At 66.6% G+C, this 23078-nt stretch carries 24 protein-coding genes; 20 read left to right on the top strand and 4 right to left on the bottom strand.

All coding sequences use genetic code 11. From position 1 onward, the window contains the following. The first annotated feature begins 233 nt into the window (after nucleotides 1–233). The 13 genes from HUA74_RS42340 to HUA74_RS42280 all read left to right on the top strand — a co-directional run bounded on the left by HUA74_RS42340 (nucleotide 234) and on the right by HUA74_RS42280 (nucleotide 10272). On the top strand, nucleotides 234–992 hold the full coding sequence (locus HUA74_RS42340) for a hypothetical protein (protein ID WP_217443714.1): 759 nt from the start codon (nucleotides 234–236) through the stop codon (nucleotides 990–992). Between the two features lie 475 nt (nucleotides 993–1467). Continuing rightward, complete coding sequence (locus tag HUA74_RS42335; RefSeq protein WP_174459074.1) at nucleotides 1468–1725, top strand: hypothetical protein; 258 nt, start codon at nucleotides 1468–1470, stop codon at nucleotides 1723–1725. A 71-nt stretch (nucleotides 1726–1796) separates the two neighbouring features. Next, complete coding sequence (locus HUA74_RS42330) at nucleotides 1797–2399, top strand: hypothetical protein (RefSeq protein WP_174459123.1); 603 nt, start codon at nucleotides 1797–1799, stop codon at nucleotides 2397–2399. A gap of 198 nt (nucleotides 2400–2597) precedes the next feature. After that, on the top strand, nucleotides 2598–3686 hold the full coding sequence (locus HUA74_RS42325) for an Mrp/NBP35 family ATP-binding protein (RefSeq protein ID WP_174459122.1): 1089 nt from the start codon (nucleotides 2598–2600) through the stop codon (nucleotides 3684–3686). Between the two features lie 21 nt (nucleotides 3687–3707). Then, the gene (locus HUA74_RS42320) at nucleotides 3708–4223 is read left to right on the top strand and encodes a hypothetical protein (RefSeq protein ID WP_174459121.1); all 516 of its coding nucleotides are present in this window, start codon (nucleotides 3708–3710) and stop codon (nucleotides 4221–4223) included. A gap of 2 nt (nucleotides 4224–4225) precedes the next feature. After that, a complete protein-coding gene (locus HUA74_RS42315; protein ID WP_174459120.1) occupies nucleotides 4226–4663 on the top strand; it encodes a hypothetical protein in 438 nt (145 codons plus the stop codon). Nucleotides 4664–4732: 69 nt separating this feature from the next. After that, nucleotides 4733–5581, top strand: a complete 849-nt coding sequence (locus tag HUA74_RS42310; RefSeq protein WP_046713803.1) for a 3-hydroxyacyl-CoA dehydrogenase family protein — start codon at nucleotides 4733–4735, stop codon at nucleotides 5579–5581. A gap of 27 nt (nucleotides 5582–5608) precedes the next feature. Next, nucleotides 5609–6385 carry an enoyl-CoA hydratase/isomerase family protein gene (locus tag HUA74_RS42305; RefSeq protein WP_174459119.1) on the top strand — a complete coding sequence of 259 codons (777 nt, stop codon included), beginning with the start codon at nucleotides 5609–5611 and terminating at the stop codon, nucleotides 6383–6385. Next, the gene (locus HUA74_RS42300) at nucleotides 6382–7113 is read left to right on the top strand and encodes a hypothetical protein (RefSeq protein ID WP_371817399.1); all 732 of its coding nucleotides are present in this window, start codon (nucleotides 6382–6384) and stop codon (nucleotides 7111–7113) included. Before HUA74_RS42305 ends, HUA74_RS42300 begins: the two co-directional genes overlap by 4 nt. Continuing rightward, complete coding sequence (locus tag HUA74_RS42295; protein WP_174459118.1) at nucleotides 7110–8252, top strand: acyl-CoA dehydrogenase; 1143 nt, start codon at nucleotides 7110–7112, stop codon at nucleotides 8250–8252. Before HUA74_RS42300 ends, HUA74_RS42295 begins: the two co-directional genes overlap by 4 nt. Nucleotides 8253–8257: 5 nt before the next feature. Beyond that, the gene (locus HUA74_RS42290) at nucleotides 8258–8704 is read left to right on the top strand and encodes an AgmX/PglI C-terminal domain-containing protein (protein ID WP_141644388.1); all 447 of its coding nucleotides are present in this window, start codon (nucleotides 8258–8260) and stop codon (nucleotides 8702–8704) included. Nucleotides 8705–8714: 10 nt separating this feature from the next. Further along, on the top strand, nucleotides 8715–9860 hold the full coding sequence (locus HUA74_RS42285; RefSeq protein WP_141644389.1) for an acyl-CoA dehydrogenase family protein: 1146 nt from the start codon (nucleotides 8715–8717) through the stop codon (nucleotides 9858–9860). Between the two features lie 4 nt (nucleotides 9861–9864). Beyond that, nucleotides 9865–10272 (top strand): hypothetical protein, encoded by a 408-nt coding sequence (locus HUA74_RS42280; RefSeq protein ID WP_174459117.1) that lies wholly within the window; start codon nucleotides 9865–9867, stop codon nucleotides 10270–10272. A 16-nt stretch (nucleotides 10273–10288) separates the two neighbouring features. Here the strand turns inward: HUA74_RS42280 and HUA74_RS42275 are convergent, their stop codons facing one another. After that, nucleotides 10289–10615, bottom strand: a complete 327-nt coding sequence (locus tag HUA74_RS42275) for a hypothetical protein (RefSeq protein WP_174459116.1) — start codon at nucleotides 10613–10615, stop codon at nucleotides 10289–10291. 95 nt (nucleotides 10616–10710) lie between these two features. Continuing rightward, entirely contained in the window at nucleotides 10711–13092 is a 2382-nt protein-coding gene (locus HUA74_RS42270) for an Ig-like domain repeat protein (RefSeq protein WP_174459115.1), read from the bottom strand. A gap of 633 nt (nucleotides 13093–13725) precedes the next feature. On the opposite strand from HUA74_RS42270, the gene HUA74_RS42265 reads away from it, so the two are divergent. Then, a complete protein-coding gene (locus HUA74_RS42265; protein ID WP_141644393.1) occupies nucleotides 13726–15438 on the top strand; it encodes a 30S ribosomal protein S1 in 1713 nt (570 codons plus the stop codon). A 76-nt stretch (nucleotides 15439–15514) separates the two neighbouring features. Here HUA74_RS42265 and HUA74_RS42260 read toward each other — a convergent pair whose 3' ends face one another. Both HUA74_RS42260 and HUA74_RS42255 read right to left on the bottom strand, forming a co-directional pair. After that, complete coding sequence (locus HUA74_RS42260; RefSeq protein ID WP_174459114.1) at nucleotides 15515–16387, bottom strand: N-acyl homoserine lactonase family protein; 873 nt, start codon at nucleotides 16385–16387, stop codon at nucleotides 15515–15517. A 2-nt stretch (nucleotides 16388–16389) separates the two neighbouring features. Further along, entirely contained in the window at nucleotides 16390–16968 is a 579-nt protein-coding gene (locus HUA74_RS42255) for a TetR/AcrR family transcriptional regulator (RefSeq protein WP_174459113.1), read from the bottom strand. A gap of 265 nt (nucleotides 16969–17233) precedes the next feature. Here HUA74_RS42255 and HUA74_RS42250 point away from each other — a divergent pair, with 265 nt between their 5' ends. From HUA74_RS42250 to HUA74_RS42225, 6 genes are all read left to right on the top strand, one after another. Next, complete coding sequence (locus HUA74_RS42250) at nucleotides 17234–18415, top strand: acetyl-CoA C-acetyltransferase (protein WP_141644396.1); 1182 nt, start codon at nucleotides 17234–17236, stop codon at nucleotides 18413–18415. 79 nt (nucleotides 18416–18494) lie between these two features. Beyond that, entirely contained in the window at nucleotides 18495–19193 is a 699-nt protein-coding gene (locus HUA74_RS42245) for a CoA transferase subunit A (RefSeq protein WP_141644397.1), read from the top strand. A gap of 7 nt (nucleotides 19194–19200) precedes the next feature. Then, nucleotides 19201–19857: a CoA transferase subunit B gene (locus tag HUA74_RS42240; protein ID WP_141644398.1), complete on the top strand. Its 657-nt coding sequence runs from the start codon at nucleotides 19201–19203 to the stop codon at nucleotides 19855–19857. A gap of 68 nt (nucleotides 19858–19925) precedes the next feature. Next, the gene (locus HUA74_RS42235; protein WP_141644399.1) at nucleotides 19926–20309 is read left to right on the top strand and encodes a TIGR02266 family protein; all 384 of its coding nucleotides are present in this window, start codon (nucleotides 19926–19928) and stop codon (nucleotides 20307–20309) included. Nucleotides 20310–20345: 36 nt separating this feature from the next. Next, nucleotides 20346–21659, top strand: a complete 1314-nt coding sequence (locus HUA74_RS42230) for a class I SAM-dependent RNA methyltransferase (RefSeq protein WP_174459112.1) — start codon at nucleotides 20346–20348, stop codon at nucleotides 21657–21659. After that, nucleotides 21659–23056, top strand: a complete 1398-nt coding sequence (locus HUA74_RS42225) for a VWA domain-containing protein (protein ID WP_174459111.1) — start codon at nucleotides 21659–21661, stop codon at nucleotides 23054–23056. Before HUA74_RS42230 ends, HUA74_RS42225 begins: the two co-directional genes overlap by 1 nt. Nucleotides 23057–23078 lie beyond the last annotated feature (22 nt).

Here is a 23078-nt window from a genome sequence, read left to right as displayed (position 1 = left end):
CGGCGGAGGCAGCAGCGGCGCCACACGCTGCCAGAAGGCGTCGGGAACGAGTTCGCGGACCATGCACTCAAGCTGGGGATGCCCTTCGTCGGTGGCCACCCCAGCCCTGACTTTTGTTAGGTCCTCTAAGCGGCATCGTCATCCCTGCCGTTGCGCCCACTGTGATGACAACAGCCGGGCTTGTCGGAGGAGGCCCGGTCCTCCTTGAGACGGGACTCGACGCGGTGGGAGTCGTGACCGGAGCATACGGTTGTGGCGTCTACCGGGATCCGTCTGCATGCGGTGATGCTTTCACCTCCGCGGCGGACCTGTATGCGATTGGCGTTCCCTTGCCGCTTTCCGAGGAGAGCCTGTACAGGCGTGTCAAGACGGGCTTTGCGGCTAGGGGCCAGGGGACTGGCGGTCCACCTTCACAGACGGTGGAAGTCGCTGAGGCACCACATGGTGGCTCAGTAACGGTGCCGACGATAGCTGGCACTGGCGGCGCAGCAAGAATTACCACGAATAATCCCGGGAACGCCGTTAGTTCACTGCCTGTCGAGGAGCTTTCTGAAGACATTGGAATGGCCTACTCCACCAGTAGGCTTGTAGAGCGATCTTATAAGCAAATCCAAGAGGGTAGTTATGATGTTGCCCTGAACTACGTGAAGCCCAAGAGGTTGAGTGATGGGGTGTTGGTTGATGACAACGTGATCACGGGGCGTACGGATACGTTTAAGGAAGAAATCGATCTATATGTTTCAAATATGAGTAGCGGCATCGAGGCTGTCAGTACGCTGGTCCACGAGTCGAGTCATGTGAGAAGTCTTACGCTGGGGCGGCCAACAAATACGCAATATGATGAATTCATGGCGTTTCGCCGTGAGCATTTATTTCTGTATGGGGAAAAGCCGACGCTCGACGAACGAAGAAGAATCTGGAGGGCCGTTACCAGGGACTACGAACACCTTCCTCCGGGTAATGTCCCTGCTGCATTGAGGAAGTGGTGGTGAGTCGTTCAGTGAAAGACGAAAGCCCTGGGTTGGGTGGTCTTGTGTTGATTTTAAGATTGCGCCCGGGTAAAGTCAGTCGCGTTGTGTTTTATCTTGATTGGTGAGGTGTTGATGTGGAATCGACTCTGTATGATGGGGATGTAAACAGAGCTCTTGAGGTAATTGCCGCTGGCGGGAAGGTGCTGTGTCCCAGGTGTCGAGCAGAGTTAATTGTGGCTATGAGTATGGAAGAGGCTAAGCGATATCGGGTGCGTCCTGGGATATATTGTCCTGTTGAGCCTAAGCACGTCATGGTTACCTTTAGTCTTAAGTCAGAGCGCTCGCTTCTTCTGGACCTCATGAAGAAGTGACGTGCAAGTGCGACGACGGGGATGTCCCGATTGTAGTTGAAATGTAGGCGCTCACCGGCTCATGCAAGGTTTGCGAGCTGAGGGGCCTCTGTAGATGGCGGGAGCGAGGGTGGCGCGAGGCCGAGGTGCGCGCGGAGAAGAAGACGGCGGGCATGACCCGCGAGATTCTTCAACTGGAAGCGTGTCTCTGGACGTTTGTCGACGTGCCGGGCCTTGAGCCGACAAACGACTTCGGCGGGCAGATTGGGGTGCGTGCTTTCGCGTATGGGGACACGGTTTATGCCGCCACCGAGCAAGCTGAGAACGGTCCGGCCTGCGTTCGCCTCGGCGATGTTCTGCATGAAAGCGTCCACCAGATCGACTACATGAAAAAGGGGACATGAAAATTGCTTTGCCGACCTGAAGAGGGGGCGGCCATGCTCCCGTGCGAACGCCGTGCTACCTTCCGCGCCCCATGAAGCGGACTGTCCTCATCGGTAGCCTCCTCCTGGCTCCGGCCTGTGCCACCACGTCGCGTGAGCCCGTCTCCGTCGCGGAGTCCTACGCCCGCGCCCTGGACGAAGGCCGCCTCCAGGACGCCTACGCCCTCACCACCGATGGTCCGGAAGGGCAGGTCGCCTTCCTGGAGCGCTACTCCGACGAGACCACCCGCCGCGAACGTGCCGCCGCCGTCCGTGCTGGCGCCGCCGTCCTCGAAGCCCGCGCTCCCTCCCTGACCCTCGCTCGTACCGGCGAAGACTGGCGCATCGTCGAAGCCCGTCCCGCCGATGTCCCCCGTGCCGCCCTCCGGCGCTTCCTGGATGCCTCCGACGCGAAGGACTGGAAGACGGCCTGGAGCCTGCTCGCCGCGCCCCTGCGTGCCCGCTACACCCCCGAGCGACTCCGCGAGGACTTTGATCGCGACCCCCTCGCCAAGGAGCGCCTGCGCCGCGCCCGGCTCGCTCTCAATACGCACGTCCGAGTCGGCGCCGGTGAGGCCGTCTTCCCCATTGGCGACGAGCGGGCCGTCCTCCTGGTCCTCGAGGACGGCGAATACCGGCTCTCCGCGCTCGAATAGGCCCGCTGACCCCGACACGCAGTGTCCCTGATAGACACCTTCAGCCCGCCAACACCCTCCAGCCCTCCAGGCCGTCGCCAGGGTGCGTCCGCGTCCACCCAGCGTTAAACGACGTTGACAGTCCCCCCGGGGCTGGCATGTTCCGCGCCCGCTGAGGGGCGCCCAAGCGCCCGTTTTCCAAAGGTTTCAGGTGTCCCGATGAGCGTTACCGAGGCCAGCATCCTCGCGGCGATGTCCAAGGTGATCGATCCCGAGCTGCACGTGGATCTGGTGAAGGCGGGGATGGTGAAGGACATCCGCGTCAGCGGTGACACGGTCAAACTCAAGATCGAGCTCACCACGCCCGCCTGCCCCATGAAGGGGAAGATCCAGGCCGACTCCGAGGCCGCGCTCAAGGCCGTCCCCGGCCTCAAGTCCTTCGACATCGAGTGGGGCGCCCAGGTCCGCGCCTCCGGCGGCGGCGCTCCGTCCCCCGGCGGCCTGCTCCCCAAGGTGAAGAACATCATCCTCGTCGGCGCCGGAAAGGGCGGGGTGGGCAAGAGCACCGTCGCCGTCAACCTCGCCGCCGCCCTCGCTCAGCATGGCGCCAAGGTCGGCCTGCTCGACGCCGACTTCTACGGCCCCTCCATCCCCCTCATGACGGGCCTGGGCGAGAAGAAGCCCGTCAGCCCCGATGGCAAGTCGCTGGATCCGCTCATCGCCCACGGCATGAAGGTCATGTCCATCGGCTTCCTTGTGGAGGCCGACCAGGCCCTCATCTGGCGCGGTCCCATGCTCCACGGCGCCCTCATGCAGCTCGTGCGCGACGTGAACTGGGGCGAGCTCGACTACCTCGTGCTCGACCTGCCCCCGGGCACCGGTGACGTGGCCCTGTCGCTCTCCCAGTCCATCCGCGCCGCGGGTGCCGTGCTCGTCACGACGCCGCAGGACGTAGCCCTGGCCGACGTCGTCCGCGCCAAGCAGATGTTCGACAAGGTCCACATCCCCGTGCTGGGCATCGTGGAGAACATGTCCCAGTTCGTCTGCCCGAACTGCTCGCACGTCACCCCCATCTTCAACCACGGCGGGGGCCGGAAGGCCGCGGAGATGTTCGGCATTCCGTTCCTCGGAGAGGTTCCGCTGGACTTGAAGGTGCGTGTCTCGGGAGACTCGGGCGTACCGGTGGTCATCGGCGCCAAGGACAGCCTGGAGGCCAAGGCCTTCCAGGAGGTCGCTCGCAACATCGCGGGTCGAGTGTCCGCACAGGGCGCCAAGAGCATGCCGCTGCCGGTGGTGCAGGCCCGCTGACATCCACCAAGGAGACGCTGCATGCCCCCGGCCGGCAATGACGAATACCCCGACGACCCGTTGATCGACGAGGACCGTTCCGGCCGAGAGGGCCGCTCCGGTCCCGCAGGCTTCGTTCCGGAGTTCGTCCGTCGCATGGCCGTCGCCGGCCTGGGCGCCCTCTTCATGACCGAGGAGGGCATCCGCAACCTGGCCGGGCAGCTCAAGCTCCCCAAGGAAGCCCTCGGCTTCATCCTCTCCCAAGCGGAGAAGACCAAGGACGAGGTCACCGGCGCCATCACCGAGGAGCTCCGCCGCTTCCTCCAGTCCGAGAAGCTCCGCGACGAGTTCCTCAAGCTCGTCTCCGGCATGACGCTGGAGATCAAGGCCCAGGTCCGACTCGTCCCGCCCGACAAGGCGGAGAAGATGGGCGCCGACGAGCCCGAGAACACCGAGCCGCGCCCCAAGAAGGAGAAGACCGCCGCCCCCACCGCGCGCGTCGTCATCTCCGAACTCAACGCCCGCCGCCCCGGCTCCAAGCGTTCCAAGAAGGAGTAGTGGTGGCGGACACGCCTCCCCCTGAATCAGCCCCACAGCCCCCCGCACGCAAGGGCTGGCGCTCGTCCCCGCTGGCGAAGCGGCTGCCGCTGCTGCTGCTCCTCGGCCTGGGCATCTACCTCTGGCAGATCACCGGCGTCCCCGAGCGGGAGCTGGTCATCCAACCCGATGGCGACGGTTGGAGTCAGGCCCGTGCGCTGGACCTCCAGGTGATGGACCCGGAGGGCTCGGTCCTCAAGCGCGAGGAGCGCTTCTTCGGCGACACCGGCGCACCTCCGGAGCTGAGCTTCAAGGTGGACCTGCCCGAGGGCTCCTTCCGGACCTTGTTCTTCGTGAAGCTCGCGGGCCGCGAGGAGCGCGTCCGCGTCGAAGAGCCACTGACGGTGGGGGAGGAGCGCTACATCGTTCGCCGGCTCCAGTTGCCAGCCGCGACTCGTTGACCGCCCTGGGGGCGTGGGCTATGGGCGCACCACGTCATTCACATTCCGACCGAGGGGTTCGAGAGCACCATGGCAACGGAGCACATCGTCGTCGTCGGCGCCGGGCAGATGGGCGCGGGAATCGCGCAGGTGGCATTGCAGGCGGGTCTTCGCGTCACGCTGGCGGACGTGTCCAAGGAAGGTCTCGCCAAGGGCGCTGACCGCATCCGCGCGGGCCTGAAGAAGCTGGTGGAGAAGGGCAAGCTCGACGCCGCGAAGCAGCAGGCCGCCGAGGCCAACCTCGCCACCCTCACCAACGTCACCGAGGCGAAGGACGTCGACTTCGCGATCGAAGCCGTGACGGAGAACGAGGACCTCAAGCGCCGCATCTTCCAGGACCTGGACGCCGTCGTCCGGCCGGGCGGCATCCTCGCCACCAACACCTCGTCCATCCCCATCACCCGCATCGCCGCGTCCACGAAGCGCCCCGAGTTCGTCATCGGCATGCACTTCATGAACCCCGTGCCGGTGATGCAGTTGGTGGAGCTCATCCGTGGCGCCGCCACGTCGGACGAGACCTACGCCACCACGCGCGCCCTCTCCGAGCGCATGGGCAAGACGACGGTCGTCTCCAAGGACTTCCCGGGCTTCATCGTCAACCGCATCCTGATTCCGATGCTGAACGAGGCCTGCTACGCGCTGATGGAGGGCCTGGGCTCCGCGGAGGACATCGACACCGCGATGAAGCTGGGCACCAACCAGCCCATGGGCCCGCTCCAGCTCGCCGACTTCATCGGTCTGGATACCGTGCTCTACATCGCCGAGGTGCTGCACAAGGGCCTGGGTGACTCGAAGTACCGCCCGTGCCCGCTGCTGCGCCAGTACGTCGACGCCGGCTGGTACGGCAAGAAGAGCGGTCGCGGCTTCTACAAGTACTAGGCACCCACCTCCCCAGGAGCCTCGCACATGACCTACGAGAACATCCGGCTGGAGCACGACGGCGCGGTCGCCACCCTCACCATCGACCGCCCCAAGGCGCTCAACGCCCTCAACAACAAGACGCTCCAGGAGTTCGAGGCGGCGGTGAAGTCGCTCGGCCCCGACACGCGCGTGCTCATCGTCACGGGCGGGGGCGAGAAGGCCTTCGTCGCGGGCGCCGACATCGCGGAGATGGCCGCGCTCGAGGAGCCCCAGGCTCGCGAGTTCGCCGCCCTGGGTCACCGCGCCTTCGCGCTGCTGGAGTCGCTGTCCATCCCCACCATCGCCGCGGTGAATGGCTTCGCGCTCGGTGGTGGCTGTGAGCTGGCCCTGGCGTGTGACTTCATCTACGCCTCGGAGAAGGCCCAGCTCGGCCTCCCCGAAGTGGGCCTGGGAGTCATCCCCGGCTTCGGTGGCACCCAGCGCCTCACCCGCGCGGTGGGCCGTGCTCGCGCCAAGGAGCTGGTCTTCACGGGGGCGCGCATCGACGCGGCGAAGGCGAAGGAGATCGGCCTGGTGCTGGAGGTGCTGCCGGCCGGTGAGCTGCTCGCACACTGCCGCTCCATCGCGGCGAAGATGATCAAGAACGGTCCCCTGGCCATCGCCACGGCCAAGCGCGTCATCGAGCAGGGCGCGGACAAGGACCTGGGCGAGGCCAATACGCTGGAGCGCCAGGGGTTCGCTGAGCTGTTCGGCTCGGACGACCAGCGCGAGGGCATGAAGGCGTTCCTCGAGAAGCGTCCCGCCGTCTTCACCGGCAAGTGAATCACCCGCTCGCGGTCGGGAGTCTCCTCACGATTCTCCTGGCCGCGACGCCGGCCCGCTCCGAGCCTGTCTCCGAGCCTGTCTCCGAATCACCGGACGACGAGGCCGGACGGGCTCCGGCGCTGGTCTCCTGGAAGCGCTCGCTGTGCATCTACACGGGCTGCTTCCTGGAGCCGTTCATCCCCGATGTCCGCTTCCAGTGGGGACAGGGCTCGCGTGAGCACTGGGTGCTGTCCTGGCCCATCCACCCGTGGGCCTTCCCAGCGTGGGACATTCCGGGGCCCACCCTGATCCTGTCGCCCTTCGTGGAGCCCCAAGTGCGCCTGGAGCCGGCGGCCTTCCGGCTGCTCGCGGGGGCACGGGTGTATGCGTTTCCGGACAGCGCTCGGCTGGGCTTGCTCGCAGAGGGCGCGGGCCTGTGGGGCCAGGATGGCTCGGGTGGGCTGGCGGGCCTGGGCCTGACCTACGACTTGATTGAACGCGGCCCGAACACGAAGCCCTGGACGGTGTCCGTGGTGCTTCGCCGGGCCTGGACGGGGGAGGGGGCGCGGATGGACCTCTCCCTGGACGTCACGGTGCCACTGAACATGTTCCTGGGCTCACCCCTGGATTCCAGGGAGCCCGGCGGGCGGTCGTCGGCTAATCGGCACGGCAACCCTCGCTTGGGGCCTGGCGGAGCGTCTTCGCTATTCCCTGGGAGCACCCCCCGTAATATGGAGCCCTCATGAACTTCGAGCTGACCGATGTCCAGCGCGAGATCCAGCGGATGTGCCGCGAGTTCGCCGCCAAGGAACTGACCCCCAACGCCCGGAAGTGGGATGAACACCACTCCTGGCCCACGGATGCGGTGAAGAAGCTCGCCGAGCTGTCGCTGCTCGGCGTGGCCGTCTCCGAGAAGTACGGCGGCGCCGGTCTGGACAACGTCTGTTACGCGCTCGCCATGGAGGAGATCAGCCGAGGCTGTGCCTCCACCGGCGTCATCATGAGCGTGAACAACTCGCTCTATTGCGACCCGGTGTCGAAGTTCGGCACCGAGGCCCAGAAGGAAGAGTTCCTCACGCCGTTCGCGCGGGGCGACAAGCTCGGCTGCTTCGGCCTGACGGAGCCCGAGGCCGGCAGCGACGCCGCAGCCCAGCAGACCGTCGCGGTGCGCCGGGGTGACGAGTTCGTCATCAACGGCTCCAAGAACTGGATCACCAACGGCCCCAAGGCCGACGCCATCGTCCTGTTCACGATGACGAACAAGGAGGCGGGCAACAAGGGCATCACCGCCTTCCTGGTGCCCACGAACACCCCCGGCTTCACCCGCGCCGAGCCCGACAAGAAGATGGGCATCAGCGCCGCCTGGTCCTGCTCCATGTTCTTCGAGGACATGCGCGTGCCGGCCAAGAACATCCTGGGCAAGGAGGGTGAGGGCTTCAAGGTCGCCATGTCCACGCTGGACGGTGGCCGCATCGGGATTGCGTCGCAGGCGCTGGGCATCGCCCGCGCGGCGTACGAGGAGGCGGTGCGCTACTCGGGTGAGCGCAAGTCCTTCGGCAAGCCCATCCGCGAGCACCAGGCCATCCAGTTCATGATCGCCGACATGGCCATGGAGATCGACGCGGCCCGGCTGCTGGTGTGGCGCGCGGCGCTGCTCAAGGACAAGGGCGTGCGCCACAGCGCGGAGAGCGCGATGGCGAAGCTGTACGCCAGCGAGATGGCCAGCCGCGTGGCGAACAAGGCCCTCCAGGTGCACGGCGGCATGGGCTACAGCAAGGAGATGGACGCCGAGCGCCACGTGCGCGACGCGCGCATCACCGAGATCTACGAGGGGACGAGCGAGATTCAGCGCATCGTCATCTCCGCCAACGTCCTGAAGGAGTAGGCACCATGAAGAGGGCACTGCTTCCCGTTCTGATTCTGGCCTCGGCCACCGCGTTCGCGGAGAGTGTTCCGCCGAAGAAGCCCGAGGGCGGGAAGCCCGCCCCCACCGCGACGGCGCCCGCGAAGAGCGACGCGCCGGACGTGGCCCGCATGCCGTTCACTCCGGACTCCATCCGCCAGGTCGTCACGTACAACCAGGGGCGGATCCAGGAGTGCTACGAGGACCACATGGCGGAGAAGAACAAGAAGGCGGAGGGCAAGCTGCTCACGTCCTTCACCATCGACGCCAATGGTCTGGTGAAGGGCGCGAAGGTCCGCAAGGGCAGCACGCCGAAGGACCCGAACCTTCATGACTGCGTGGTGGCCGTGCTGTCGTCCATGACGTTCCCCAAGCCTCCGGACGGCGCCGACCACCCCATCGAGTATCCGTTCAACCTCAAGGCCATCGAGTAGGACAACAGACGTGAACCTCGAGCTGACCGAGACCCAGACGCTGATTCGCGAGACGGCCCGCAAGTTCGCGCGGGAGCGCGTGGCGCCGCTTGCCCGCGAGCTGGACCGCCAGGAGCGATTTCCCACCGAGATCTTCAAGGAGCTCGGCGAGCTGGGGCTGCTCGGGGTGAACATCCCCGCGAAGTACGGCGGCTCGGAAGCGGGCGCCGTGTCCTACGCGCTGGCGATGATGGAGATGGCCGCGGCGGATGCGTCCACGTCCGTGGCCATGGCCGTGACGAACATGTGCGCGGAGTTGATCAACGCGTTCGGCACCGAGGCGCAGCGCGAGAAGTACGTGACGCGGCTGACGTCGGGTGAGGCCGTGGCCGGCTCGTTCGCGCTCTCCGAGCCGCACGCGGGCTCCGACCCGGGTGCGCTCCTGACGTCCGCTGTCCGCCGTGGCGACTCGTGGGTCATCAACGGCAGCAAGCAGTGGATCACCTCCGGCGCGCACGCGGGCGTCATGGTGGTGTGGGCGCGGACGTCGGCGACCGGCAACAAGGGCCTGTCGTGCTTCATCGTGGAGGGTGGGACCCAGGGTCTCATCATCGGTCGTCACGAGGACAAGATGGGCCTGCGCTCCTCGAACACCGTCGCGCTGACGTTCGAGGACTGTGTGATTCCTGCGGAGAACCTGCTGGGCTCGGAAGGGCAGGGGTTCCGGCTGGCGATGGTCGCGCTGGATGGCGGACGTATCGGCATCGCCTCGCAGGCGTGCGGCGTGGCTCGCGCGGCGCTGGAGGCCAGCGTGTCCTACGTGAAGGACCGCAAGGCGTTCGGTCAGGCGATTGGCGAGTTCCAGGGGCCGCGCTTCATGATCGCGGACATGAAGACGCAGATCGACGCGGCGGAGCTGCTGACGCTGCGCGCGGCGTACATGAAGGACCAGAAGCAGCCGTTCACTCGCGAGGCGTCGATGGCGAAGCTGTTCGCCAGCGAGACGAGCAATCGCGTCTGCGACAAGGCCGTCCAGCTCCACGGCGGCTACGGCTACATCGACGAGTTCCCGGTGGAGCGGTACTTCCGCGACGCCCGCGTGCAGACCATCTACGAGGGCACCAGCGAGGTGCAGCGGATGGTGATTGCTCGCGAGAGCTTCAAGCTGTTGGGGTGAGCGCGTGGCGCTGAAGAAGAAGGGCCGGTACTCCTACGGCGATTCCCGCGCGGACATCCGCGCGGAGCTCGAGCGGTACAGCAAGAAGAACGGTTATCCCGTCCAGCGACTCGATGAGCTGCGCTGTCCTTGCGGTCACGAGCGGCACCACCTCCTGATCGACGAGGAGGCGGGCGCGGCGGTGCAGTGCTGTGCCAGGTGCGAGCACGAAGTCCCCCTCGCGGACAGCGAGGAGTTCCTCGAGGAGGCAAAGCTCGAGCAGGCCGAGTGCCCCTGTGGGACTGGGGCCTTCGAGATGGCCCTGGGCGCCGCCTTCTACAAGGACACCACCGATGTCCGCTGGGTCTACATCGGCTGCCGGTGTCCGGAGTGCGGACTCACGGCGTGTTTTGGGGACTGGAAGACGCCGTAAGGTCGCCAGGAGCGACTCACCACCAGCGGTTGCCACTTCGCGGTGCCCGGCGCTTCATGTTGAACCAGAGCAGGCTGGTGCTCACGAGGAGGACGTACCAGAGCAGGCCCGCGCCGAGCAGGAACATCCCTATGAGCAGCGCCGTCAGGCCGTACCACTGGAAGTGGTCGCGCCAGCGCCACTGGGGAGAGCCAAGCACCTCGCGCACGGGCCGCCAGGGCTCTGATTCAGAGAGGGATATCTCATCCGAGGCATCCACCAGCCCCGTCTTCAACGCCTGACGGACCTCTTCGACTCCGGCATAGGACAGTTCGCCTTCAGCTGTTCGGATTCGCACCGGCATGGTTCGCGCCCACCTCAATTGCAAACGCAGGTCATTGAGCTGCAAGGGACTCTCGGGGCGCCAGGGATTGATGGGCCCCGAGAGTCCAGGCCTCTTCAGTCAAGCCTCCGGCCGCGCGACCGGAGGACTGACACTCCCATCCAGAGCGCCAGCATCATGAGGGATGAGCTGCCCGCGTCGGTGGCACCACATCCCCAGCCGGTGACCGTCAAGTCGCGGGGGCCCGACGGATTGGGCCCTTCTGGGTCCGTCGTGCTGCCCGCGTCGTCCGTGCCGGCATCATTCTCGCCAGCATCGGGTTCTGGCTGCGGGGTCACTCCACCATCCTCGCCCGCGTCGGGCTCAGGCTCGGGAGTCGTGCCACCGCCATCGCCCGCGTCGGGCTCGGGAGTCGTTCCACCGCCATCGCCCGCGTCAGGCTCGGGAGTCGTTCCACCGCCATCGCCCGCGTCGGGCTCAGGAGTCGTTCCACCGCCATCGCCCGCGTCGGGCTCGGGAGTCGTTCCACCGCCATCGCCAGCGTCGGGCTCGGGAGTCGTTCCACCGCCATCGCCAGCGTCGGGCTCGGGAGTCGTTCCACCGCCATCGCCAGCGTCGGGAGTCGGCGTGGTGCCTCCGTCGTCATCCTCGCCAGCATCCACGGGAGGCGGCGTACCCGCATCGTCGTCCTCGCCAGCGTCCGCTGGAGCAGGCCCGCCGTCCGGTCCCGCATCGATGGTGCCTGAATCGATGGTGCCCGAATCAGGGACCCCGGCATCCGGCAGGCTCCCGCCATCCGGTGCTTCAACGAACACCGGCAGCTCCTCGGAGTTGCTCCAGGCGTAGAGGTCATCAATCCCCCCGAACTCGGCGAGGAGCGTGTGCTCGCCCATCGGGAAGAAGGAGAGAGAGACTGTGGCGGTTCCCGCGCCGTCGAGCAGCTCGGACGTGACGTAATCGCCATCCACGTAGAAGTTCACGCTGCCCATCGTCAGGGGCACGCCATCCACGGTGGTCACGGTGGCCGTGAAGAAGGCCAACTCTCCCTCGATCACGGGACCGCCCTGGCCCTCCACCCGGGTCACCGTGGGTTCGATTCCCACGCCTCGGACGAGGAAGACCCCGTCGTAGAACATCCGATTTCCACCGGAGTTCATGGACTCCCAACCCATCAGCCACGTGTCGGTCGCTTCCATGGGCGCCAGCATCAGCACGTGGGGCGTGCGCTGCTGGTCGCTCCATGCCTCGATGGGTATGGTCTCGGTGATCTGGAACTTCCCGTACTCCTGTGTCCCAAGCCGATTGTACGCCAGGGGAGACAGCCACTCCCGAGGGGGAATCGAGGCCAGGACATCGGTCGACTCCTGCTGGTGCAGGTCCAGGTTGAGCAGCGTCTTCGAGAAGTGGACGTTGATGTCGCCATGCCCCCACAGCTCGCATTGGAGCCGGCCCTCAGGCGTCGTCCCCGGCAGGAAGCAGGTGTCCGTGGCCCCGCCGTAGATCTGCTCCACGTACGTCACGAGGAAGAAGACGATCTCCCGCCCGCCGTCCACGGTCCCCAGGCGCACGCGGCGATCATCCTCCGTGATGGCCGCCGTCACGTCCCGCCCCGGAATGACCCGGCCGAAGGGGTCGAACGCGCTCGCCTTGTAGTCGGGCCGCCCGTCGAAGAGTCCAGACCGGTCCCAGATGGGACCCAACGAAGCTGGCTCCCCTGGACCCGGTGAGGCCACTCGAGGCGTCAGGCACTCCACCGCGGGCGAGGCCGGGCACAGCGAACCATCATCATCCGTGCTCAACAGGATGATGTGCCCCAGGCCCAGGTGGCCGTTCTGCGAATCATCCGGCTCGAGCAGATTGGGGACGTGCGGGAAGACACCCCGGTCGCTGAAGTAGGCGTCCACCAGTCCTGGCACCACTCCCGGGCGGAAGTCTCCGCTCGCGGTCACCAGGTCGGTCGCATCAAGTACGCGCTGGCCCACCACCGAACCCCCTGGACGCACCGGGTAGCCCGGCGCTCCGTCCGGCCATCGCTTGGGCCCCGCATCCGCCGCATAGCTGCCAGGAGCGAGGCAGGAGCCCGTCAGCAGCTCCGGCTCTCTCAAGCGGAGCACCTCGCCCGACTCCCGTCGGTGGAAGAAGATGCGCTCGGGAATGCAGCGCGTGCTCTCTCCGATGTAGACCCGCTCCGGGTTCAGGTTGAACAAGTCCTCGTGGAAGTCCGGGATGCCATTCCCCTCGAGGTCGAGGAGCACGTCGTCGTTCGGGTTGGCCGGGTCCCCGATGTCGATGTACCCCCGGGCCACCAACTCGTCGTAATAGAACCACCCCAGCGTGCTGGAGGCCCCACCCCCTGCCTGGTCATCGACGAGCAGCACCTCCACGTTCCGGTCCCTGGACAGGATGAGCCGATTCGAGTCCACGCCCTGCGCGGACACAGGGCCCGCGCCCACGCCGACGAGGACCAGCAGAAGGAGGGAAGGGCTCCAACGACGCATGGATGTCCTGTGCCAGCCGAGAAATGAACGCGGCATTGTATGCCCTTCTTGGATTCCCAGTACACGTGGCAACGGACCGCTGCTCAAGTCGTCTGCCCTCGAGAAGGGATGGCGTCGTGAGCAGCAGAGGAGGCAAGGGAAGGAAGAGGCCCGCGGCCGCCGACGTGCGGGAACGATTCACCCCCCCGGGCGCACCTCCCCCATGACTCACGCCGGGCACCGGACTCGTGGACCTCGACCCACGAGCGGAACGCAGCCAGACGATGTGGGTCGCATTTCAGCGGATTTTTCGAGTAGGTTGTCGCGCTCGCTGGCCGAACAGGCGAACCGGGCGCTCGCGGGGTCCTCTGAGTCGGGAGGGCTGCGCAGGAGGGCGAGCGTTCTTAGAACGAGGGGTGCGGATGGCTGTCCCGGGTCTTGACACTCCCGGGTCAACGCATCCGCCGATCAGCACATGGGGCACGTGCTCGCTTGACTACCGGAATAACCGGTGTCTAGGGTGCGCGGCCTCATTCAGCACCATTCAAAAGTCCCCAGAGGTGGGGACGCCCGCGGACTCCCGTTGCGCCCCGCAGGGGCCCGCGTTCCTCAAATCAGGGGGCAGCTGTGCCGTTTCAAAGGACTTCCATTTCCATGCAGCAGAACGTGAACCAGCAGGTCGAGACTGACGCCGGGGAAGAAAACTTCGCGGCGATGTTCGAAGAGTCGCTCAAGCAGCGCGGTGGCGACGGCATCCTGAAGGAAGGGGAGATCGTCAAGGGCACCGTGGTGCAGGTGACGAAGGACTTCGCGATCGTCGACATCGGCTACAAGTCCGAGGGTCAGGTCCCGATCTCCGAGTTCACCAATCCTCGCGGAGAGGTCTCCGTCAAGGCGGGCGACCCCGTTGAGGTCCTCCTGGAGAGCCGCGAGAACGACACCGGCATGGTCGTCCTCTCTAAGGAGAAGGCCGACAAGATGCGCATCTGGGACGAGATCAGCGCCGCCTGTGAGCGCGACGAGATCGTCAAGGGCACCATCGTGGGCCGCGTGAAGGGAGGCCTCTCCGTCGACATCGGCGTGAAGGCGTTCCTGCCCGGCAGCCAGGTGGATATCCGGCCCGTGCGCAACCTTGACCAGTACATCTCGAAGGAATTCGAGTTCAAGGTCATCAAGTTCAACAAGAAGCGCGGCAACATCGTCCTGTCGCGCCGGGTCCTCCTCGAGAAGCAGCGCGAGGAGATGAAGAAGGAGACCCTCAAGAACCTGAAGGAGGGTGCGGTCCTCAAGGGTGTCGTCAAGAACCTCACGGACTACGGCGCCTTCATCGACCTGGGCGGCATCGACGGCCTGCTCCACATCACGGACATGTCCTGGGGCCGCATCGGTCACCCCAGCGAGATGTTCAATGTGGGCGACGAGGTCCGCGTCGTTGTCCTCAAGTTCGACCCGACGCAGGAGCGCGTCAGCCTGGGCCTGAAGCAGATCCAGGAGGACCCGTGGCACCGCGCCGACGAGAAGTACCCGGTCGGCACCCGCGTCAAGGGCAAGGTCGTGTCCATCACGGACTACGGCGCGTTCATCGAGATCGAGCAGGGCGTCGAGGGTCTCGTCCACGTGTCCGAGATGTCCTGGACCAAGCGCCTCAAGCACCCGTCCAAGATCCTGGAGGTCGGCCAGGAGGTGGAGGCCGTCGTCCTGGATATCGATCCCAAGGCCAAGCGCATCGCGCTGGGCATGAAGCAGATCGAGCAGAACCCCTGGACGCTGCTCGAGGACAAGTACCCGATCGGCTCCGTCATCAAGGGTCAGATCCGCAACGTCACCGACTTCGGCGTGTTCGTCGGTGTCGAGGAGGGCGTGGACGGCCTGGTGCACGTGTCCGATATCTCCTGGACCCAGCGCATCAAGCACCCGGGCGAGATGTTCAAGAAGGGCGACGAGGTCGAGGCGGTGGTCCTCAACATCGACGTCGAGAACGAGCGGTTCAGCCTGGGCATCAAGCAGCTCCAGCCGGACCCCTGGGAGACGCTGTCCGAGCGCCTGCCTGTCGGCAGCCGCGTGAAGGGCAAGGTCACCAAGGTCACCGACTTCGGCGCGTTCGTGGAGATCGAGCCGGGCATCGAGGGTCTCGTCCACGTCTCCGAGCTGAAGGAGGAGCGTGTCGAGAACCCGCGTGACGTGGTGCAGGAGGCGCAGGATGTCGAGGTGAAGATCATCGACATCAACACGCCGGACCGGAAGGTCGCCCTGTCCATGAAGGCGCTGATCGGCGAAGGCGACGACTACCGCGAGTACCTCCGCAAGCAGGCGGAAGGCTCCAAGGCGCGCCTCGGCGACGTGATGGGCAAGCTGACGAAGAAGTAGTCTTCGTTCAGCACCGCCTCACGGCGTGACGGCCGGGTTCCCGTAAAGGGGGCCCGGCCGTTGCCGTTCCAGACGACTACTCCAGGTAGCTGGGGAACGCGGGCAGCGCGCGGAAGTCCTCGGGCGCGTGCTGGACGACGAAGCGGCCCTTGGCGTCCTTCACCAGCGTCTCCACGTGGGCGATGGATGAGAGGGTTTCCTCGCGGCTGGTGTTGAAGCCAGGCACGCCGTGGTTCTCCCAGTTCGCGCGGGTGTGGCAGAGGTCTCCGGACAGGACGACTGTTCCCGTCCGAGGCAGGTTCACCTGCAGCGACTGGTGGCCGGGCGTGTGGCCTGGCGTGAAGAGGATGCGCACGCTGCCGTCGCCGAAGACGTCGCGGTCTCCGTCGAGCGGCTCCACCTTCGCATCGCGCCACGTGGAGAACTTCGTGGGGTCCACGCCCAAGGGCGCGGGCGTCGCGGTGGCCCACGTCAGCTCCTTTTGCTGGAGCAGCCACGTGGAGCCGGTGAAGGCATTGGCGTTGCCGGCGTGGTCCGCGTGCAGATGGGAGAAGCCCACGTAGCGCACGTCCGAGGGCTTCAGGCCCAGTTGGGCGAGCTGGGCGTGCAGCGTCTTCTGGACGAAGTAGCGCGGGCCAATCGGATCCGCCACGCCGTCCGGGCTCTGGGCGATGACGTCATCCAGCCCCGTGTCCCAGAGCAGCGCGCCCTGGGGATGGCGGATGAGGAAGCAGGGGACGGACATCTCCCCGCGCTGACCGTTGGGCTGACTCCCGTCCGTGAAGAACCCCATGTCGTGGATGTCGATGCGTCCGCAATCCAGGGCGTAGAGGCGCAGCTCCGGGGGATGTTGTGTGGACGCGGCGTTGGTGGACGCGGCCTGGTGCGCGCAGCCACCAGTGAAGGACAGCAGGAACAGGGAGGGGAGAATGGAGCGTGAGACGCGCATGACTAGAAGGACCTCAAGAGGGCATCGACGATGCGGGTGAGACGGGTGGTGTCCTCCGCCGTCTTTCCGAGCACGCGGAGGCCAGTGAGGTTGTTGAGGAGGAAGCTCGCGAGCTCCCGCGCGTCACGAGTAGCGTCGACCTCGCCGGTGCGCTGCCCTTCTTCGATGAGCGACAGGAAGGCGGCTTCGGTCTGCTCGAACATTCGCGCCGCCAACCGGGCCGCGGCGGCGTCACGCCCCGCCAACTCGATGGCGGTATTGATGGCCAGACACCCCCGGCGCTCGGGGTCCGCGACGTCGGTCTCGATGACCGCGAGGAGCAGCGCCCGCAGCCGCTCCTTGATGGGGCCTGGTCGGGTCAGCAGCGCCAGGAGCTTGGGCGCCTCGTGCTCGTGGTAGTGACGCAGGACGCACTCGAAGAGGCCCTGTTTGCTCTCGAAGGCGTTGTAGAGGCTGCCGCGCCCCAGCCCCATCCGCGCTCCCAGCTCCTGGGGAGACGCCGCCGCGTAGCCCTTCTCCCAGAAGACCTCCATCGCCCTCGCCACCGCCGTCTCGGCCTGGAACTTCCTCGGACGTGCCATGGCCGTCTGTTAGGTCGTTTTGTACCTCAAGGTCAAATACCTTGGACTCGCGTGGCGCGAGCGTCCGACCGGTCGGGTGGTGAGTGGGCGGAAGGAGGAGGAACTTCGCGGGCTTGGGCGTCGTTTCGCGGTGCGTCGCGCGCAGTGGACGCTCATGTCCGGACGCCGAGCGAGGACGCTTGAACTCCGGGGAGTGCCCGGTGATAAGGGCGACCGCCGCTGTTATCGAAGGACATCCGTACATCCTCAAGAGGAGGCAGTTTTCATGGCTCGTGACGTCGTCATCGTGGGCGCGGCCCGTACCCCCATCGGCGCCTTCCAGGGAGCGCTCGCCAAGCTGACGGCGCCGCAGCTCGGCGCGGTGGCCATCAAGGCCGCGCTGGAGCGCGCGGGCGTGAAGCCGGAGACCGTCCAGGAAGTCATCATGGGCTGTGTGCTCCAGGCCGGCGTCGGTCAGGCGCCCGCTCGTCAGGCCACCATCTTCGCGGGCCTGCCCGAGACGGTGCCCGCCACCACGCTGAACAAGGTCTGTGGCTCCGGTCTCAAGGCTGTCATCGCGGGCGCGCAGGCCATTGCCCTGGGTGAGGCGGACGTCGTCGTCGCCGGCGGCATGGAGTCCATGAGCAACTCGCCCTACGTCAGCCACACGATGCGCGGTGGTGCGCGCATGGGCAACGTGGAGTTCAAGGACGCGATGATCCTCGACGGTCTCTGGGACGTGTATGGCAACGTCCACATGGGCCTGTGCGCCGAGGAGTGCGCCACGTCGCAGGGCATCAGCCGCTCGCAGCAGGATGAGTTCGCGCTGGAGTCCACCCGTCGCGCGATTCAGTCCCAGAAGGACGGCCTGTTCGCCGCGGAGATCGTCCCCGTGCAGATCCCCGGCAAGAAGCCGGACGAGGTGACGACGGTCTCCGAGGACGAGGGCCCGCGCAACGCGAAGCCGGACAAGATTCCGGGCCTCAAGCCGGTGTTCAAGAAGGACGGCACGGTGACGGCCGCCAACGCGTCCTCCATCAACGACGGCGCCGCGGCGCTGGTGCTGATGAGCGAGGAGAAGGCGAAGGCCGAGGGCCGCACCATTCTGGGCCGCATCACCGGGTACGCGCAGGCCGCGCGCAAGCCGGTGGAGTTCACGATTGCCCCGGCGGACGCCATCAACACGCTCCTGAAGAAGAAGGGCGTGGCCGCGGCGGACGTGGACCTGTGGGAGATCAACGAGGCGTTCGCGGTGGTGTCGCTCGCGAACAACCGCATCCTCGGGTTGGATCCGTCGAAGGTGAACGTGCGCGGTGGCGCGGTGGTGCTCGGTCACCCCATTGGCGCCTCCGGCGCGCGCGTGCTGGTGACGCTGCTGCAGACGATGAAGGACCTGGGCAAGAAGCGGGGCGTCGCGTCGCTGTGTATCGGCGGCGGCGAGGGCATCGCGCTGATGGTGGAGAGGTAGTCAACCCTCTCCCCACGGGGAGAGGGACGGGGTGGGGGCCTTGGTGGCCTTCACCCCGTTTCCGTTATCGGGAGGGCGAATGAACAAGGTCTACGCGAGCGCGGACGAGGCGGTCGCCGACATCCCGGATGGCTGCACGCTCATGAGCGGCGGCTTCGGGCTGTGTGGCAACCCTGAGAATCTCATCGAGGCGCTTCACCGCAAGGGCGTGAAGAACCTCACCATCATCTCCAACAACTGCGGCACCACCGAGCTCGGCCTGGGCATCCTGCTCCAGAACAAGCAGGTCAAGAAGATGGTGTCGAGCTACGTGGGGGAGAACAAGGAGTTCGAGCGGCAGTACCTCTCCGGCGAGCTGGAGGTGGAGCTGAACCCGCAGGGCACCCTGGCCGAGCGCATCCGCGCGGGCGGCTGTGGCATCGGTGGCTTCTTCACGCCGACAGGCGCGGGGACGCAGGTGGCCGAGGGCAAGGAGTCGCGCATCATCGACGGCCGGCTGCACGTGCTGGAGACACCGCTGAAGGCGGACTTCGCCATCATCCACGCGGCGAAGGCGGACACCCACGGCAACCTCATCTTCAACAAGACGGCGCGCAACTTCTCCCCGATGATGTGCATGGCGGCCAAGGTCACCATCGTCGAGGCGGAGGAGATTGTTCAGCCCGGCGAGTTGGACCCGGACCAGGTGCACCTCCCGAGCATCTTCGTGAAGCGCATCGTCCTGGCGAAGAACCTCCAGAAGTGGATTGAGCGGCGCACCGTCCGCAAGACGGCCTGAGGACCCCATGCCACTGACTCGTGAACAACTCGCGAAGCGCATCGCCCTGGAGCTGCGGGACGGCTTCTATGTGAACCTGGGCATCGGCATTCCCACGCTGGTCCCCAACTACATCCCCGAGGGGGTGGAGGTGGTGCTCCAGTCGGAGAACGGCCTGCTGGGAATCGGGCCGTACCCCGAGGCGGGCAAGGAAGACCCGGACCTCATCAACGCGGGCAAGGAGACGGTGACGACGGTGAAGGGCGCCGCGTTCTTCGACTCGGCCCTGTCGTTCGGGATGATCCGCGGCGGCCACATCGACATGGCCGTGCTGGGCGCCATGGAGGTCTCCGAAGAGGGGGACCTGGCCAACTGGATGATTCCCGGGAAGATGGTCAAGGGCATGGGTGGCGCCATGGACCTGGCGGTGGGCGCCAAGCGCATCTACGTGGCCATGGAGCACGCGAACAAGGAGGGTCAGCCGAAGATCCTCAAGAAGTGCTCGCTGCCCCTGACGGGCCTCAAGTGCGTGCACCACATCGTCACGGACCACGCCTTCCTGGACGTGACGCCGGAGGGGCTCGTCCTGCGCGAGCTGGCCCCGGGCGTGACGGTGGAGCTGGTCCAGAAGCTCACCGAGCCGAAGCTGAAAATCGCTCCGGACGTGCGCGAGATGAAAGTCTGAGCGCGCAAGGCTAAGGTGCGCCGCTGGGGGAGGGTGGTATGGACGACTTCCCCGGCGGAGCCCCTTTCATGGCCGATACCTCGGAGAAGCTGAACCCCATCGACCACCGCGCGCCGCGAGTCGAGTACGAGCTGCCGGTGGCCTACCGCAGCGTGGCTGGCTTCGTGACGGACTGGGCCGTCAACCTTTCCAAGGGCGGCCTCTACATCAACACCGACAAGCCCCTGCCGGTGGACACGGTGGTGAAGCTGCTCGTGACACTGCCGGGAGCGCACTTCCCGGTGGAGCTGAAGGGCCGGGTGACGCGCACCAACGCGCTCGGCACCGCGTCTCCGCAGTCCCCGGGGATGGCGGTGGAGTTCCTGGACGTTGACGAAGACAAGCGGTCGCGCATCGGGGAGTTCGTGGAGCGGTTGCGCTCGGAGCTCCCGTCGGAAGCGACCCGGAAGTAACGGCGGCCCGCGCGGGCGCCCCCACCGAGCGCCTGCATGCTGCCCCTCCCTGAGACCCCCGTTTCCCTGACCATCGACCGCCTCGGCCAGCTCGGCGAGGGCGTGGCTTCCTGGCAGGGCCGCACCGTCTTCATCCCTGGCGCCTTCCCGGGCGACACCGTGCGCGTCCACCTGGAGTCGCAGGGACGCGTGCTGCGTGGGCTTTTGCGCGAGGTGGTCTCCTCCGGACCGGACCGTCGTGAGGCTCCGTGTTCCCTGGCCGGCGAATGCGGTGGGTGCGACTGGCTGGGCCTGGCCGAGTCCGCCCAGCGGAGCGCGAAGCAGGAGATCGTCCTCTCCACCCTGGAGCACCTGGGCCACCTGCGGCGCGAGGACTTCACCGTCCGGCCGCTCCTGGTGGCGCCTCGGGACTGGGGCTACCGCCGACGCGCGGTGCTGCATCCGGCGGGGAAGGGAGCGCTGGGCTACTTCAGCCGGCGCAGCCACGAGCGGCTCGCGGTGTCCGAGTGTGGCGCCCTCACGCCCGTGCTGACCGCGTTGCCGGGGAAGCTGGCGCCGCTGCTCAAGCCGCTGGCGAAGGACACCGAGGAGGTGCTCCTGCTCGCCGAGGGCGACAAGGCCGCGTTCGCGGTGAATCTGACGGGGCAGGTGACGGCGCGACACGTGGAGGCCGCGGAGGTCGCCGTGCGGGCGCTGCGGTTGGAGGGCGCGGTGCTGGTGCCGAAGGAGGGCTCGCCTCGGGTGCTGGGCAAGCCGGCGCTGCGCTCGTATTCGCCGCTGAGGCCGGAGGTGCCGCTGTACCTGCGACCGGATTCGTTCGCGCAGGCGCACGCGGAGGCCAACGTGGGGCTCGTGACATCGGCCATCTTCGAGCTGGCGGCGCGGGATGAGGACTCCGTGCTGGAGCTGTACTCAGGCAACGGCAACTTCACCTTCCCACTGGCGGCGGGCTCCGCGTCGGTGCTGGGCGTGGAGTCGTCCCCGGTGGGCGTGGAGCTGGCTCAGCGCAGCGCGCGCGAGGCGAGCGTGAGCAACGTGCGCTTCGTGCAGGGGGATGCGCGCAAGGTGTGTGACGGGCTGGTTTCCGAGGGCCGGCGCTTCGACGTGTGCCTGGCGGACCCGCCGCGCGCGGGAGCTCCGGGGCTGGCGAAGTGGATGGTGGCGCTAGGAATCCGTCGGGTGGTGTACGTGGCGTGTGACCCGGCCTCGCTCGCGCGGGACGCGGCGGGGCTGGTGGAGGCGGGCTACAAGCCGCAGGCGCTCCAGGTGGTGGACATGTTCCCCCAGACGCACCACGTGGAGGCCGTGATGTCCTTCGAGCGGCCAGACTCGGGGAAGAGGAGGGACTGATGGACGCGCGCATCGTCGAATTCGCCGAGGTGCTCCGACAGAACGGCGTGCGTGTGAGCACCTCCGAGGTGCAGGACGCGCTGCGGGCCACGGCCGAGGTAGGGCTGGTGGACCGGGCCCTGTTTCGCGCGGTGATGCGCACCACGCTGGTGAAGCGTGAGCTGGACGTGGACACATTCAACCGCGCGTTCGACTTCTTCTTCTCCGGCGCGGCGGCGACGTTCGAGGCCATCGACAAGTCCCTGGCCGCGCAGCTCCAGGAAGAGGGCTACCTGGACGGGGACACGCTGAAGATGGTCATCTACCAGATGAACCTCCTGCTGCCGGAGATGTCTCCGCTCGCGCAGGCGGTGCTGGAAGGGGACCGGGCGCGGCTGGCGCAGATCTTCCGGACGGCTTCGCTCCAGTTGGACTTGTCGAAGCTGGAGAGTCCGCTCCAAGGGGGATTCTTCGCGCGGCGCATGCTGGCGGGCGCCGGCATGGAGCGGGCTCGCTCCGACATGAAGTCGCTGGAGGATGAACTGCATGCGCGCGGCTTGTCTCCGGAGGGTGTGGAGATTGTCTCGCGCCACGTCGCCGCGGCGATGCGGAAGATTGAAGATGCCGCGCGCCAGGAGGTGAAGCGGCAGGCGGAGGCTCGCATCCGTCGTCGCACCGACACGGTGCAGGACAAGCCGCTGCACCTGCTCACCCAGGCGGAGGTGGACCAGATGGAGTCCGCCGTGCGCACGATGGCGGAGAAGCTGCGCAGTCGCTTGATTCGCCGGCAGCGCTCGCACCGCAAGGGCGCGCTCAATGTCCGCCGCACGCTGCGCAAGAACATGACGTGGGGTGGGGTGCCCATGCTGCCCCAGTTCCGTCGCCGCCGGCCGGAGCGTCCGGAGTTGGTGGTGCTGTGCGACGTGTCCGACTCGGTCCGCAACGCGGCTCGGATGATGTTGCTGTTCATGCACACGATGCAGTCGCTGTTCGTGCGCGTGCGCTCGTTCGTCTTCGTGTCAGACGTGGGCGAGGTGACGCAGTACTTCAAGGACCTCGACGTGGACGAGGCCATCGACATGGCGACGGCGGGCAAGACGGTGTCCCTGAGCGCCAACTCGAACTATGGCCGCGCGCTGGCGGACTTCACCCGGGACCACCTGGGCAGCATCACCCGCCGCACCACCGTCATGATCATCGGGGACGGGCGCAACAACTACAACGCCAACAATGTCTGGGCGCTGAAGGACCTGCGTCGCAAGGCGAAGCGACTGCTGTGGATCTGCCCCGAGCAGCGCGGCAACTGGGGCATCGGTGACAGCGAGATGCTCACGTACGAGAAGCACTGTCACCAGGCCGTGGTCGTGACCTCCGTCTCCGACCTGGCCCGCATCGCTGACCAGCTCGTTCCGGCTTGAGGTATCGCGGCCCCCCGGAAGG

Source organism: Myxococcus sp. CA051A, from assembly GCF_013336705.1.
GTDB lineage: Bacteria > Myxococcota > Myxococcia > Myxococcales > Myxococcaceae > Myxococcus > Myxococcus llanfairpwllgwyngyllgogerychwyrndrobwllllantysiliogogogochensis.
The sequence above is the reverse complement of the archived record's forward strand: the minus strand, read 5'-3'. Positions and strand labels throughout refer to the sequence as shown.